Source organism: Sphingobium sp. YBL2 (genome assembly GCF_000943805.1).
GTDB classification, from domain to species: Bacteria; Pseudomonadota; Alphaproteobacteria; order Sphingomonadales; family Sphingomonadaceae; genus Sphingobium; species Sphingobium fuliginis.
This window is the reverse complement of the sequence record NZ_CP010954.1, coordinates 3,103,501-3,116,952: the sequence shown is the minus strand read 5'-3', so window position 1 is coordinate 3,116,952 and position 13,452 is coordinate 3,103,501. Positions and strand designations below refer to the sequence as shown.

General features: G+C 66.9%; 14 protein-coding genes. 2 read left to right on the top strand and 12 right to left on the bottom strand.

Annotation, left to right across the window (positions count from 1 at the left end):
* Nucleotides 1-67: 67 nt before the first annotated feature.
* The 6 genes from TZ53_RS14365 to TZ53_RS14340 form a co-directional block, all read right to left on the bottom strand.
* Entirely contained in the window at nt 68-1,243 is a 1,176-nt protein-coding gene (locus TZ53_RS14365; protein ID WP_044661723.1) for an RsmB/NOP family class I SAM-dependent RNA methyltransferase, read from the bottom strand.
* A 46-nt stretch (nt 1,244-1,289) separates the two neighbouring features.
* Nucleotides 1,290-2,747 carry an IMP dehydrogenase gene (guaB, locus tag TZ53_RS14360; RefSeq protein WP_025549701.1) on the bottom strand — a complete coding sequence of 486 codons (1,458 nt, stop codon included), beginning with the start codon at nt 2,745-2,747 and terminating at the stop codon, nt 1,290-1,292.
* A gap of 304 nt (nt 2,748-3,051) precedes the next feature.
* Nucleotides 3,052-3,744: an aspartate/glutamate racemase family protein gene (locus TZ53_RS14355; protein WP_025549702.1), complete on the bottom strand. Its 693-nt coding sequence runs from the start codon at nt 3,742-3,744 to the stop codon at nt 3,052-3,054.
* A gap of 59 nt (nt 3,745-3,803) precedes the next feature.
* The gene (locus tag TZ53_RS14350; RefSeq protein ID WP_044661722.1) at nt 3,804-4,616 is read right to left on the bottom strand and encodes an NAD(P)(+) transhydrogenase (Re/Si-specific) subunit beta; all 813 of its coding nucleotides are present in this window, start codon (nt 4,614-4,616) and stop codon (nt 3,804-3,806) included.
* Nucleotides 4,613-4,882, bottom strand: coding sequence for a proton-translocating transhydrogenase family protein (locus TZ53_RS14345; RefSeq protein ID WP_044661721.1), 270 nt, complete (start codon nt 4,880-4,882; stop codon nt 4,613-4,615). The genes TZ53_RS14350 and TZ53_RS14345 overlap by 4 nt, the downstream gene beginning before the upstream one ends.
* A gap of 29 nt (nt 4,883-4,911) precedes the next feature.
* The gene (locus TZ53_RS14340; RefSeq protein WP_226869800.1) at nt 4,912-5,019 is read right to left on the bottom strand and encodes an aa3-type cytochrome c oxidase subunit IV; all 108 of its coding nucleotides are present in this window, start codon (nt 5,017-5,019) and stop codon (nt 4,912-4,914) included.
* Between the two features lie 169 nt (nt 5,020-5,188).
* Here TZ53_RS14340 and TZ53_RS14335 point away from each other — a divergent pair, with 169 nt between their 5' ends.
* Together TZ53_RS14335 and TZ53_RS14330 are read left to right on the top strand one after the other, a co-directional pair.
* Entirely contained in the window at nt 5,189-6,634 is a 1,446-nt protein-coding gene (locus TZ53_RS14335) for a sigma-54-dependent transcriptional regulator (protein ID WP_044661720.1), read from the top strand.
* Between the two features lie 104 nt (nt 6,635-6,738).
* The gene (locus tag TZ53_RS14330) at nt 6,739-7,380 is read left to right on the top strand and encodes a hypothetical protein (RefSeq protein ID WP_044661719.1); all 642 of its coding nucleotides are present in this window, start codon (nt 6,739-6,741) and stop codon (nt 7,378-7,380) included.
* Nucleotides 7,381-7,441: 61 nt separating this feature from the next.
* Here TZ53_RS14330 and TZ53_RS14325 read toward each other — a convergent pair whose 3' ends face one another.
* The 6 genes from TZ53_RS14325 to TZ53_RS14300 all read right to left on the bottom strand — a co-directional run bounded on the left by TZ53_RS14325 (nt 7,442) and on the right by TZ53_RS14300 (nt 13,447).
* Entirely contained in the window at nt 7,442-7,945 is a 504-nt protein-coding gene (locus TZ53_RS14325) for an asparaginase domain-containing protein (RefSeq protein WP_044661718.1), read from the bottom strand.
* 70 nt (nt 7,946-8,015) lie between these two features.
* Nucleotides 8,016-8,828: a pyrroline-5-carboxylate reductase family protein gene (locus TZ53_RS14320; RefSeq protein WP_044661717.1), complete on the bottom strand. Its 813-nt coding sequence runs from the start codon at nt 8,826-8,828 to the stop codon at nt 8,016-8,018.
* An 11-nt stretch (nt 8,829-8,839) separates the two neighbouring features.
* Nucleotides 8,840-9,346: a YbjN domain-containing protein gene (locus TZ53_RS14315; protein ID WP_025549709.1), complete on the bottom strand. Its 507-nt coding sequence runs from the start codon at nt 9,344-9,346 to the stop codon at nt 8,840-8,842.
* Between the two features lie 91 nt (nt 9,347-9,437).
* Complete coding sequence (locus tag TZ53_RS14310) at nt 9,438-9,728, bottom strand: accessory factor UbiK family protein (protein WP_007683948.1); 291 nt, start codon at nt 9,726-9,728, stop codon at nt 9,438-9,440.
* A 45-nt stretch (nt 9,729-9,773) separates the two neighbouring features.
* Nucleotides 9,774-10,322 carry a TspO/MBR family protein gene (locus TZ53_RS14305; protein WP_025549710.1) on the bottom strand — a complete coding sequence of 183 codons (549 nt, stop codon included), beginning with the start codon at nt 10,320-10,322 and terminating at the stop codon, nt 9,774-9,776.
* A gap of 20 nt (nt 10,323-10,342) precedes the next feature.
* Entirely contained in the window at nt 10,343-13,447 is a 3,105-nt protein-coding gene (locus TZ53_RS14300) for an efflux RND transporter permease subunit (RefSeq protein ID WP_044661716.1), read from the bottom strand.
* Nucleotides 13,448-13,452: the final 5 nt, after the last annotated feature.

Genomic DNA, 13,452 nt, shown 5'->3' with positions numbered 1-13,452 from the left:
AGCCATGTTTCAGGCGCTGATTCCGTCCAAGTCTCGCGATTTTGCGGGCGCTTGTCCATCGACTCTTTCACGCCGTCCGTCGCAGCCGCGCGAAATAGAAACCGTCCGTCCCGTCATGCGCCGGCGTCAGCAGCAGCCCGTCGCCATGGGCACGGCCCGTCGGCACATCGGCCGGTTCGGCCATCCATCCCTCATGCCGTGCCAGAAATGCCCGCACCTGATCCCGCCCCTCCCGGTCCGTCAGCGCGCAGGTAGCATAGACCAGCAGGCCGCCCGGTGCCAGCAAAGGCGCGGCGAAATCCAGGATTCGCGCCTGCTCCGCCACCAGCCGGTCGAGCCGCGAGGGGGTCAGCCGCCAGCGCGCCTCCGGATTGCGGCGCCAGGTGCCGGTGCCCGAACAGGGCGCGTCGACCAGCACCACGTCGGCGCGGCCATGCAGGCTTTGCAGCGCGCCCGCCTCATGCCCCTGATCCAGCAGCAGCGTCTCGATGAAGGTCGCCCCGGCCCGCTCCGCCCGCGGGTCGAGCCGCGACAGCCGCGACCGGATGGTGTCGGCGGCGATCAGCGTGCCCTTGCCCGCCATGGCGCTCGCCAGCGCCAGCGTCTTGCCCCCCGCCCCGGCGCAGAGATCGATCACGGTCATGCCCGGCTGCGCCCCGCAGGCGGCGGAGATCCATTGGCTGCCGGCATCCTGCACCTCGACCTGCCCCCATTTCCAGGGATCGCTCTGCTCGACCGGCGCGCCTTCGGGCAGGCGCAAGGCCTCGGGCAGGCCGGACAGACGCACCGCATCGGGATAGAAGGACGCCACCCTTTCCGGGTCGGCCTTCAGCCGGTTGATGCGCAGGTCGACCGGCGCCCGGCCCAACAGGGCCTCGCGCTCCACGGGCGCGGCCAGCAGAGGGTCGATCCAGCCGGGCACGACGCCTGCCGCCGTTCCCGCCTCGTCCGCGGCAATCGGCGCCGGCCCATGGGCCGATCCATTGAACAGTTCCGCCAGTTCCGGCCGCTCGCGGGCCAGCCCCACCATCGCGGCGCGCCCGCTTTCGGGACGCTCGGCCGCGCGGCGCACGGCGTCATAGACATGGTCGCGCACCGCCCGCCGGTCCCGCGATCCGGCATAGCGCCGATCCTTGAAATAGCGGGCAATCAGCGTATCCGCCGCCGGCCCGCCGTCACGCGCCGACGATATGATGGCGTCGAGCAACTCAATCGCGGCCTGAACGCGTGCGGACGGGGTCATGCGCTACTCCCCCATCACGGGAAAGGAAGAGAATGGAAAAAGGGCCTTACCGCGTCGGATAATTGGGTGCTTCCCGCGTGATCGTCACGTCGTGGACATGGCTTTCCGACAGGCCGGCATTGGTGATCTGGACGAAGCGCGCCCGTTCCTGAAGGTCCTTGATCGTGGCGCTGCCGGTATAGCCCATGGCCGCCTTCACGCCACCGACAAGCTGGTGGATGACGTCCTTCGCCGGCCCCTTGAACGGCACCTGGCCTTCGATCCCCTCGGGCACCAGCTTCATCTGGTCCTTGATGTCCGCCTGGAAATAGCGGTCGGCGGAACCCCGCGCCATGGCGCCGACGCTGCCCATGCCGCGATAGCTCTTATAGGCGCGGCCCTGATAGAGGAAGGTCTCGCCCGGAGCTTCCGTCGTACCGGCGAGCAGGGAGCCCACCATGACGCAGCCCGCGCCCGCCGCCAGCGCCTTCGCCACGTCGCCGGAGGTGCGCAGGCCGCCATCCGCGATCACCGGCACGCCCTGCTTCGCGGCTTCCTCGGCCGAATCCATGACGGCGGTCAGCTGCGGTACGCCCACGCCCGCGACGACGCGGGTGGTGCAGATGGAACCCGGCCCGATCCCGACCTTCACGCAGTCCGCGCCCGCGCCGATCAGCGCCTTGGTCGCTTCGGCGGTGGCGACATTGCCGGCGACCACCTGGACATGGTTGGACAGCTTCTTCACCGCCTCGACCGCGACGGCGACCTGGCGGCTGTGGCCATGGGCCGTGTCGATGACGATCAGGTCGCATTCCGCGTCGATCAGCGCCTTGCTGCGCTCCAGCCCCTTGTCGCCCACGGTCGACGCCGCCGCCACGCGCAGGCGGCCCGAAGCGTCCTTGGTCGCCTGCGGATAGGTGACGGCCTTTTCGATGTCCTTGACGGTGATCAGGCCGACGCAATGATAATTATCGTCCACCACCAGCAGCTTTTCGATGCGGCGCTGATGCAGCAGGCGCATCGCTTCGTCCTGGCCCACCCCGGTCTTCACCGTGGCCAGATTGTCGCGGGTCATGAGTTCGCTGACGGGCTGGGCGGGGTTCTCCGCAAAGCGCACGTCGCGATTGGTGAGGATGCCGACCAGCTTGCCCGACGCCTCGACCACCGGAATGCCGCTGATCTTGTGGCGGGTCATCAGCATCTGCGCATCGGCCAGCGTCGCATTGGGCGTGATGGTGATCGGATTGACCACCATGCCGCTTTCGAAGCGCTTGACCGCGCGTACCGCGTCGGCCTGTTCCTCGACCGACAGGTTGCGGTGCAACACGCCAAGGCCGCCCAGCTGGGCCATGACGATCGCCATGTCCGCCTCCGTCACCGTGTCCATGGCGGAGGAGAGGATCGGGATGTTGAGCTTGATTGCGCGGGTCACATGGGTGCTAGTGTCCGCCTGGCTGGGCAGCACATCGGATTCGGCGGGCTGCAAAAGCACGTCGTCAAAGGTGAGGCCAAGGCGGATGTCCATGTGAAGCCACTTTCTGCTGCGCGTTTCATGCGGGGGCCTGGCATGATCGCTGGGGGATTCGTGGCGGCCCATGTAACCATTAACCGGCAAAACAGCCAGACCCCCGAAAGCATTTTATTGCGGAGGCGAGAAAATCCCTGCGCGGCGCGCAACGGGGTGGAAGGTGAAGGTTCGAGAGAAGCAGGCGATTCCCGTCGCCGCCCCGGATTGGCGGCGTCCGGCGTCTCGACGCCGGCGCGTTTCGCTCCCTCGTCCGCTGCGCGGAGGGAGGATTGGGGTCTGGCCCGCCAAAGGTCCAGACGCTTCAATCCCCCAGGATCACGTCCACGCCCGCACGTGCATGGATGCTGGTGCCGTCATAGATCGGCAGGACGTTCGCCTTCACATCGACGATCATCTCCAATTCGGTGCACGCCAGGATCGCCGCCTGCACATTCTCCTTGGCGATGTCGGTGAGTTCGGACTTCATATAGCGTTCCGACTCGCGGCTGACCTTGCCGATGGTCAGTTCGTCATAGACGATCCGGTCGATCCGCTCGGCCAGTTCCATGTCCGGGGGCAGCAGCGATATGCCGTGCGCCACCAGCCGCTGGCGATAGAATTTCTCCGTCATTACATTGCGGGTGCCGATCAGCGCGGCCTTTTCGATGCCGTCGGCCTGCATCTTGCGCCCTACGGCTTCGGCGATGTTGACGATCGGAATGTCGACGCCCGCCTGCACATCGTCATAGACGCGGTGCATGGAATTGGCGCAGATCAGCAAGGCCGCCGCCCCGCCCTGCTCCAGCCGCCTGGCGGACGCGGTCAGCACATCGGCCGCATGGGCCCATTCCTCTTCGGTGATGGAACGGCCTATGTCCGCGAAATCCAGGCTTTCGATCAGCAGCGGAGCGCTATGCTGGCCGCCCCGGGCGCGATACACCGCCTGGTTGATGATCTGATAATAGCGCGCCGTCGACGTCCAGCTGAGACCGCCTATCAGGCCGAGCTTCTTCATGAATCCGCTTATCCCCATGCGCCGACAAAACCGGACAGGCTTGTCCCTCGCCCAAATCGTTAGGGACGGCGTCCCGCATCGGCAAGCCCCTTCCTGCCCGCACCGCCGCAAAGGCGCGCGCCGAACAGGCTGCCCGCCGCGCCCGCCAGCCCTCCCGCGACGGCCATCGGCATATTTTCCATCAGGAAAGCGGACGCCGCCAGCGACCAGCCTGCAAAGCCGCCCACCAGCGCCAGCGCAGGTCCGGTTCCCCACGACAAGGCCCATTTCACAACCGTCCAGCCCGCAAGCCATGCGGCTCCGACGCAGGCAAGGAGCCTGCCCAGGTCCGGAGTCGCGATGAAGGCCGCGACCAGCCCGCCGGTCGCCGGCAGCATGGCAGCAGCCGCAAGCGGATGCCACCGCCCCGCCGCCCCGCGCCACAGGACCGCCGCCCCCCCCGCGCAGGCCATGGCCCCGCAGGCGACGGCTGCGCCGATCGCAGCGGCGCCCTCGATGCGCAGCCGGTCCGTCGCATCGTCCAGCAGGCCGAAGGCATGCGGATCGCGCAAGGCCGCTCCGCCGATGAAGACGGCCGCCAGGCCGGCCTGTCCGATGAGACCGCTCATCAGCGATGGAAGCGCGGATCGCGGCATGCCGCGCCCCAGCGCCAGCCCGATCGCGCTTCCCGCGATCAGCGCCGCGCAGATTTGCGGCAGGGCCATGACATCATGGCTGTAGAGGGTCACGGCGCCCGCAACCATCATCGCGGCGCCCGCCAGATGCGCGCCCCGCCGCAACCCGCCGCCAAGCGGGGCCAGCAGAGCCGCCGCGAACAATAAGGCAGCCAGCGACCAGCCGGCGAGGATCGCCGCGTTCACGCCTTCCATCATGGCCGCGGCGGCATGCCGATCCGCCGCGCCGTCACCAAACCGCCGCAAAACCCGGCGCTGCCCGCTACTATCGCCAGCAGGCCCAATGTCCGGGCGATACTGCTGCCCGCCTCCGCCGCCACGATCAGCGCGCCGACCAGAATGGCGGATGACAGCATCTGAAGAACGGAAACGAGCGCCCAGCCCTCGTCCGGCCGCGCCCGCCATGCAACGAGCGCCCCGACGATGCAGGCCGCCAAAAAGCAGGGGAGAAGGAACGGCGTCATCTGCTCCCCCTTCAGCGATCAAGCCTGGCTTAGCTAGCGATCAGCAGCACGACCAGAGCGGCGACGACGGCGCTGGCGATGGTTCCCCATTTGATGAGGGCCACGAACCCTTCATAGGTCTGGGTTGCGCTGTTCATATTCCCGTCCGAAGCCATGCACTGTCCCTCTCTGTCCGTTTCGCGGCATCCTCTTATCGCCAAGCCCTCTCCCCCTCAAGCCGTCAGCGGACAAGAAAATTTTTCCGGTTAAGCCGGTCTTTACCCCTCTTCCCTACCTTCGGCACCAGTTCGCTTATGAGGGGTAAGGATGGCGCGCGACGGCGTTCCGATGCTGATGTTGATCGACGACGAGCCGGCGCAGCGCAGGCTGGTGTCGGCTCTCGCCGCCCGTGCGGGATGGCGCACCATCTTCGCCAATGACGGCGACACCGCGATTGCGATGCTGGGCACGCAGGACGGCATGCGGCTCGACGCCGTGCTGCTCGACCAGTGGAGCCCGAGCTATGAGCCGACCGGCCTGATCCGCGAACTGCGCGCCCGCCGGCCGGCCCTGCCCATATTGATCCTCACCGCGCATAACAATGTCGCCGTCGCGGTGGAGGCGATGCGGGCCGGCGCCACCGACTATCTCGCCAAGCCGATCGCGCCTGAGCGGCTGCTCGCCGCGCTCAACGCCACGCTGAACGGCGAACATGGCAAGGGCGAGTTGCGCCCGCTGACCGAAAAGATCCCTGCCGCCCTGTCCTTCGAGGATGTGGTCGGCGCCGCGCCGCAGTTCCGCGCCGCGCTCGCCATCGCGGCCAAGGCGGCCCGCGCCCGCGTCCCCGTGCTGATCGAGGGCGAAAGCGGCGTCGGCAAGGATGTGATCGCCCGCGCGATCCACGCCGCTTCCCCCCGCCACAAGCAGGCGATGATCACCGTCAATTGCGGCGCGATCCCGGCCAATCTGGTGGAATCCGACCTGTTCGGCCATGAACGCGGCGCCTTCACCGGCGCCTTCGACCGGCAGGTCGGCAAATTCGTCGCGGCCGACATGGGCACGATCTTCCTAGACGAAGTGAGCGAAATGCCGCTGGACGCGCAGGTGAAGCTGCTGCGCGTGCTTCAGGACGGCGAAGTCCAGCCCATAGGCGCGCGCCGCCCGATCCATGTCGATGTCCGCGTCATCGCCGCCACCAACAAGCGGCTGCATGACGAGATCGAGGCGGGGCGCTTCCGCGAAGACCTATATTACCGCCTCAACGTCGTGCAGCTCACCATTCCGCCGCTGCGCGAACGTCTGGGCGATGTGCCGGCGCTGTGCCGCCATCTGCTCGCCCGCATCGCGACCCAGCCGGGATTGCGCGGCCTTGGCCTTACCGACGACGCGCTGGCGCTGCTGATGCAGCATGACTGGCCGGGCAATGTGCGCCAGCTTCAGAACGCCCTGTTCCGCGCCGCGGTGCTGTGCGAGGGCGATGCTCTTACGCCCCAGGATTTTCCACAGATCGCCGCCCATATTCGCGGGCGCGGCCATGGCGAGTCCCGTGGCCGGCTTCATGCCGTGCCGCAGCCGCATCGGGAGGCCGCCGGCATCACCCTGTTCGAAGGCGACGGCCATGTCCGCCAACTGGCGGAGATCGAAGCGGACGTCATCCGCCTGGCCATCGGCCATTATCGCGGGCGCATGACCGAAGTGGCCCGGCGGCTGGGCATCGGCCGTTCGACCCTCTACCGCAAGCTCGCCGAACTGGGCATCGACAGCGCTGCCTGATCGGACCGGCTGCCGCGGGCGGACGCCCCGCACTGCCGTCGTCCCATCGCGCCACACGCGGTTGCGGCGTTGAAATGTCGCGGCGGCTATGCTTTGGGGGAGCGATGAAAAGCGCCATCCTCGCCGCCGCCATGCCCCTCCTCCTGCTGGTCGCCTGCGGCCGCGCGGAACCGGTGGAGGACCTCCCAAGCCAGGACGAACTCGCCGCCGCCGCCAATGCCGCCGCGGCTAGGGCGATGGCCGAAGCGAAGGCCGACACGCCCGCATCCCGCAACTATGTCAATGTCGAGCGCGGCTTTTCCATCACCTTCCCCGAAGGCTGGCAGAAGGACGCGGCCTCCAGCAATGCGGATGGCGTGGTCTATCAGGACCCCGGCGCGGGCGCGGACGTCCGCATCTTCTGGCAGAAGAAGGAGGGCGACCAGACGCTGCAACAGATCGTCGAGACGGTGAGCGAAGGCTCCGAAGGGGTGAGCGGCGACTATATCGGCGATAACGAATATCGCGGCACCGCCAATGACGGCGAGGGCAACAATGTCGCGCTGCGCCTGATGAAACAGCCGGACGGCTCGATCGTCACGGCCAGCTTCGTCTATCCTGAAATGCTGAGCGAGCAATATCAGGCGATGGCGGAAAAGACGCTCGACAGCCTCCGCATCTTCGCGCCAAAGGCGCAGACGCCGGAGGGCGGCGCGGTTCCCGTGGCGGCGGAGAATGCCGGCACACGCCGAAGCGGCCGGTCATGAAGGGATCATGGGCGAGAGGGGAAATGTCCCCCGATCGACCAGGAACACCCCCAGCGCAAACTCACCCGCCAATCGGGACGAAGGCGCCCTTTTCCCGATCCTTCACCACCCTGTCGGCCCGGAAGACCGACCCGCTCATCGTGATGTAAACGCCCGGCGCGGCAAGCTGCACCGTCGCAAAGGCCATGCCGAGGTTGAAGCTGGCGTCGCTTTCCCCGAAACGCGCCGGGGCGAGCGCGCCCACCAGCACGACCGTCTTGCCGGCGATGGCGGAAAGCAGCTTCGCCGTCTCCGTCATCGTGTCGGTGCCGTGGGTGATGACGATATGGCTTTCAGACGCGGCGGCCACATGGTCGCGGATCAGGGCGCGGTCGGCATCGTCCAGTTCCAGGCTGTCCTTGCGCACCACTTCCTCGATGCGGAAGGGCCGCTTGACGCGGGCGATGTCCAGCAGCTTCGCCACCACCGTTTCGCCCACCTGATAGTTCGACAGCGCATCGAAATAGATCTTGTCGATCGTCCCCCCGGTGGTGAGGACAAGGATGGACGTTTCGGGGGACAGCATCGCAGGACTCCAAAGGAGGGAAATGTCGTTTCTCTATGGGATTTTCGGGAAGAGGTGAACCGCCCCGGCCCTATTCGCCCCGGGCCATCGCCTCGCCCCGGTCGCGCGCGGCGACCAGCGTATCGGTGAGCAGCTTCAGCAACCGGCCATCGGCATCGAGCACGTTCAGACCCTGCCGCGTCATGCCGCCGGGGCTGGCCACGCGATCCGCCAGCACGGCCGGGCTTTCGCTCGCCATGGCAGCCATGCTGGCAGAGCCGCGCACGGTGGCGAGCGCCATGCGCCCGGCCTGCTCGGCGGAGAGGCCGATCGCCTCGCCCGCCCGCGCAAGGGCATCGACGAAGCGGAACAGAAAGGCGGGTCCGCAGCCGGACAGCGCGGTGACTTCGTTGAACTGGCCTTCATCCGCAATCCATTCGGCAAGGCCTAGCGGGGCGATGAACGCCTCCACCGCCTTGCGCGACGCCGCCGGGAATGCGGCATCCGCATGGAGCGCGGTGACACCCTCCCCTATGCCCACCGGCAGGTTGGGCATGGCGCGGACGATTTCCGCCGCCGCGGGGAAGACGGCGCGCAGATCGGCCAGCCGCGTTCCCGCAAGGATCGAAACGATCCGCATATCGGCGCTGCAAAGCGGCGCAAGCAGGCCCGCGACATCGCCAAGCTGATAGGGCTTCATGCCCAGCAGGATGGTGGTGCCGGCGGGCAGAGAGGCGGGATAGTCGGTGACGACCCTCACCCCTTCCGCCACCGCCTTGCCGCTGGGACGCAACACGACCACCCGCGCCGGATCGAGGCCGCAGGCGAGCCAGCGCCGCAGCATCTGCCCCGCCATATTGCCGCAGCCGACAAGGAAAAGATGGTCGGGCCAGATGTCGGTCATGGGAAAGGGTCTCAGGCTTCGCCGCGCGTTTCGATGAGGCTGGCGGAAATCGCCTCCGTCGGGGTCTTGCCGCCCCAGAGGACGAACTGGAACACCGGATAGAAGCGCTCGCACTCGTCTATGGCGGTTTCCACCAATATCTGCGCCTGGTCGAGCGTCAGCGTGCCGCCCGCCCCCAGCAGCGCGCCGTGGCGGAACAGCACGATGCCGCTGGAGGACCAGAGCTCGAAATGGCCGAGCCAAAGCTGTTCGTTGATCAGGCCCAGCGTTTCGTAGATGGCGCTGCGCTTGTCCTCATTCACCCTGATGTCGGGCAAGGCGAGCATCTGCAGCACCTGGTCCTCGTCGCGCCAGATGCCGCGCAGCTCATATTGCGCCCAGGACCCCTGGGTGCTGGCGACGATCTCATCCTCACCGACCTGATCGTAGCTCCAGCCATGCGCCTCGAAATAGGCGGCCAGCATGTCGATCGGCGCGGCCTCCTGACCGCCATTTTCATATTCGTCGCTGTCCATCATCTGCGCGCCTTAAAGCATTTTTTGCGCCGGTGGAAACCGGGGCGGCATGGAAAATGCGTGGACAACTCCGCTTCCGCCGGAAATCAGCCGGTTATTCGCCGTCCCTGGGCTTGGCCCGGACCGTCTGCTTGACCGGTTCGGACGCCTTGCCCTCCAGCGCGTCGAGACGGGCCTTCAGCAATTCCACCTCCTCCCGGGCGGCGGCGGCCAACGCCTTGACCGCGTCGAATTCGTCGCGGCTGACGAAATCCATGCCGCCGATCCACTGCTTGGCTTTTTCGCGGGCATTGGTCTCGAATTCCCGGCTCATGCCCGCGACGGTTCCGGCCGCGCCGTTCACCAGCTTGGCAAGGTCGTCGAAAAAGCGGTTTTCGCTCTGCATGATGCTTATCCTTCCGTGCGGCGCCGCGATGGGCGGCGCCAAAAATCATATCTGGGTCTGGAGCGCGGGTTTGCCAAGGCTTTCCGCGTCCGGATTGAGGCGGCCGATCTCATAGTTGAGGTAGGAGGCGAAGGCCAGCCAGCACAGATAGGGCAGCAGCAGCAGGCCCGCGACGCGGCGGACGCGCCAGAACAGCGCGGTCGTGACGGCGACGAGCAGGAACAGCAGGACGATCAGCAGCAGCGCCTGGTCCACCAGATGCGCGCGGAAGAAAAGCGGGGACCAGAGGAGGTTGAGGCCCAGTTGCACGATGAAGGCCGCAATCGCGATGCCCCGCCCTCGTGCGCCGCGCGCGTGCAGGACGATGGCGAAGGCGAGCGCCATCAATATGTAGAGCACGGTCCAGGCAAGGCCGAAGACCCAGCCGGGCGGGATCAGCTCCGGCTTGGCGAGGGCGGCGAACCAGCGATTGCCATAGCCACTATTGGCGAGCTTGCCCGAAAGAAAGCCAAGGAAAACAATCGCAGGCACAGTAACCAGCGCCCAGCGCGCATAGGCAAGACGTAATTGACCCGGAGACGCAATCTCGTTCATCGGCAACGAAGCTCCACCTTTTATTCGGCGGCTTCGGGCGAATCCTTCAAGGCCGAGTCAAGCCGCCGACTGACGGTTTGCGGTGAAACGGTTCGTCCTGCAACCCGCGAATAGAGGATCGGGATCAGGAACAGCGTGATCAGCGTCGCCAGGCTGACGCCCGAAACCACCACCACGCCGATGGAATGGCGCGCCGCCGCGCCCGCGCCGCCGCGAATGACCAGCGGCACGGCGCCGATGACCGTCGCGATGGAGGTCATCAGGATCGGGCGCAGGCGCCGGGCGGCGGCCTGACGGATGGCCGCGCCGATCTCCAGCCCCTCGTCGCGCAGCTGGTTGGCGAATTCGACGATTAGGATGCCGTTCTTCGCCGCCAGCCCCACCAGCATGACGATGCCGATCTGGCTGTAGAGATTGACCGATCCGCCCGTCAGCGCCAGCCCCAGCACGCCGCCCGCCACGGCCAGCGGCACGGTGGCGATGATGACGCCGGGATGGACGAAGCTTTCGAACTGCGCGGCGAGCAGCAGATAGACGATCAATATGGTGAGCCCGAAGACCAGCCAGATCGACCCGCCGGTCTCGCGCAGCGACTGGCTCTCGCCCCGATAGCCGAGCGCCAGCACCTCAGGCGACTGGCGCGCCTGTTCCTCCAGGAAACCCAGCGCCTCGCCCAGCGAATAGCCCGGCGCGAGAGCGGCCGTCAGCGTGATGGCGCGCAGCTTGTTGTAGCGGTTGAGCTGGCGCGGACCGGCGACCTCGCGGACGGTGACCACGGCGGACAGCGGCACGAGGACGCCGGTGCGGCTGCGCACATTGATGCGTTCGAGGTCCGCCTGGGTCTGCCGCCCCTCCCGCTCTGCCTGCACCAGCACGCGATATTCCTCGCCCCGGTCGACATAGGTGGTGACGCGGCGGGAACCGAGCAGCGTCTGCAAGGCCTGGCTGATGTCGTTGGCAGACACGCCCAGGTCGCCCGCCCGCTGCTGATCCACCTCGATCCGCATCTGCGGCTTGGTCTCCTTATAGTCGGAATCGAGGTTGATCAGGCCCGGATTGGTCGCGGCGGCGGCCATGATGCGGTCGCGCGCGGCCACCAGCCCCTCATAGGTCGCACCGGCCAGCACCAGATTGACCGGCAGGCCACGGCCACGGCCCAGCCCGGAACGCGGCGCGACATTGCCGCGCACCCCCGGCTGGTTGGCGATCACCTTGTTGATGGTGTCGGCCACCTGCGCCGTGGTGATCGTGCGGTCCTCCCAGGGCCGCAGGAAGGCGATGATGTTGCCGCCGTTGAAATCGTCGCTGGTGCCGAAGCCGGCGGGGGCACGGATGTTCAGCACCTGCAGCGTGCCTTCATCGCGCAACGGCTGAAGATCGGTCTCGATCCTATGCATATAGGCGTTCATGCGGTCGAACCCGGTGCCTTCGGGCGCTGTCACCTGCCCATCGACGACGCCGGTATCCTCCGCCGGGGCCAGTTCGGTCGGCAGCGTGGTGAACAGCACGCCCGCCCCCGCCAGGAACAGCAGCACGGGCACGAGAGCGAGGACGGGCCGTTTCAGCACACGGTCCAGCAGCCGCGCATAGCCCGCCTCCAGCCGCTGGAACCGGTCGTCGACCCAGCGCGACAGGCGTGACCGTTCGGAATGACGCAACAGCTTCGAACAGAGCATCGGCGCGAGGCTCAGGGAAATGAAGCCCGAAAAGGCGATGGCGGCGATCATCGCGATGGCGAGTTCGCGGAAGAGCAGGCCCGTCTGCCCGGCGAGGAACATCACCGGCACGAACACCGCGCAGACCACCAGCGTGGTCGAAATGATGGCGAAGCCCACCTGCCGCGTGCCGAGATAGGAGGCGACCAGCGGGTCCTCCCCCTGTTCGATGCGGTGATAGACATTCTCCAGCACGACGATGGCGTCGTCCACCACCAGGCCGATGGCCAGCACGAAGGCGAGCAACGTGAGCAGATTGATCGACAGCCCCAGCAGCCACATGACCGCGCAGGTCGCCAGCAGGCAGATCGGCACTGTGACCGACGGAATGATCGTCGCGCGCAGGGAGCCGAGGAAGAGGAAGATGACCAGCACGACCAGCAGCGCCGCTTCGGCCAGCGTGTCGTAGACATTGTCGATGGCGCGGCTGATGAACAGCGATTCGTCCGATCCGATGGTGACTTTCATGCCCGCGGGAAGCGTGGGCCGCAGTTCAGCGATCAGCGCCTTCGCCTTTTCCGCGACCTCCAGCGTGTTCGCGCCCGACTGGCGGATGATGCCCACGCCGACGCCTGTCGCGGCGTTGGAGCGGAAGGAGGTATAGGGGTTTTCCGCGCCCTGCTCGATCCGCGCGACGTCGCCCAGCTTCACCTGATAACCGTCCGCACCGCGCCCGACGACAAGCTGGGCGAATTGTTCGGGCGTGGAAAAGGCGCGCTCGACGCGCAGCGTCTGGTTCTGGTCCTTCGATTCGAAGCGCCCGGCGGGCAGTTCGACATTCTGCGCGCGCAGGGCGGCCTCTATGTCGCCCGGCGTGATGCCGAAGGCGGTCAGCTTCTCCGCATTCAGCCAGATACGGGTGGAGGGCCGTTCGTCGCCGCCGCCGGTGACGCGGGCGACGCCGTCAATGGCCGAGAAACGGTCCAGCACATTGCGGTCGAGATAGTCGGCGATCTGCGTCGGGGTCCAGCCGTCCCTGGTGAACACGATGAACAATATCGACCGCGCATCCGCATCGACCTTGCGGATTTCGGGCGCGAGCGCATCCTCCGGCAAATCCTCCACCACGCCGCCCACGCGGTCGCGCACGTCGTTCGCGGCGGAATCGATGTCGCGCGACGGATCGAATTCGATGCTGATCGAGGAGACGCCGTCGCGCGAGGTCGAGGTGATGTTCTGTATGCCCTGTACGCCCGCGACGCCATCCTCGATGATCTGGGTGATACGGGTTTCCACCACCGACGCCGCCGCACCGGTATAGGTCGTCTCCACCGAGACGATGGGCGGATCGGTATCGGGATATTCGCGAATGGAAAGGCTGAGATAGCCGACCACCCCGACGATGCAGAGCAGCACCGCGACGACCGCCGCGAAGACCGGGCGACGGACGGACAGGTCCGAAAGCTGCATGGCCG

Coding starts and splice junctions, on each gene's coding strand:
- TZ53_RS14365 (WP_044661723.1), bottom strand. CDS start 1,243: ATGACCCCGTCCGCACGCGTTCAGGCCGCGATTGAGTTGCTCGACGCC.
- guaB (WP_025549701.1), bottom strand. CDS start 2,747: ATGGACATCCGCCTTGGCCTCACCTTTGACGACGTGCTTTTGCAGCCC.
- TZ53_RS14355 (WP_025549702.1), bottom strand. CDS start 3,744: ATGAAGAAGCTCGGCCTGATAGGCGGTCTCAGCTGGACGTCGACGGCG.
- TZ53_RS14350 (WP_044661722.1), bottom strand. CDS start 4,616: ATGATGGAAGGCGTGAACGCGGCGATCCTCGCCGGCTGGTCGCTGGCT.
- TZ53_RS14345 (WP_044661721.1), bottom strand. CDS start 4,882: ATGACGCCGTTCCTTCTCCCCTGCTTTTTGGCGGCCTGCATCGTCGGG.
- TZ53_RS14340 (WP_226869800.1), bottom strand. CDS start 5,019: ATGAACAGCGCAACCCAGACCTATGAAGGGTTCGTGGCCCTCATCAAA.
- TZ53_RS14335 (WP_044661720.1), top strand. CDS start 5,189: ATGGCGCGCGACGGCGTTCCGATGCTGATGTTGATCGACGACGAGCCG.
- TZ53_RS14330 (WP_044661719.1), top strand. CDS start 6,739: ATGAAAAGCGCCATCCTCGCCGCCGCCATGCCCCTCCTCCTGCTGGTC.
- TZ53_RS14325 (WP_044661718.1), bottom strand. CDS start 7,945: ATGCTGTCCCCCGAAACGTCCATCCTTGTCCTCACCACCGGGGGGACG.
- TZ53_RS14320 (WP_044661717.1), bottom strand. CDS start 8,828: ATGACCGACATCTGGCCCGACCATCTTTTCCTTGTCGGCTGCGGCAAT.
- TZ53_RS14315 (WP_025549709.1), bottom strand. CDS start 9,346: ATGATGGACAGCGACGAATATGAAAATGGCGGTCAGGAGGCCGCGCCG.
- TZ53_RS14310 (WP_007683948.1), bottom strand. CDS start 9,728: ATGCAGAGCGAAAACCGCTTTTTCGACGACCTTGCCAAGCTGGTGAAC.
- TZ53_RS14305 (WP_025549710.1), bottom strand. CDS start 10,322: ATGAACGAGATTGCGTCTCCGGGTCAATTACGTCTTGCCTATGCGCGC.
- TZ53_RS14300 (WP_044661716.1), bottom strand. CDS start 13,447: ATGCAGCTTTCGGACCTGTCCGTCCGTCGCCCGGTCTTCGCGGCGGTC.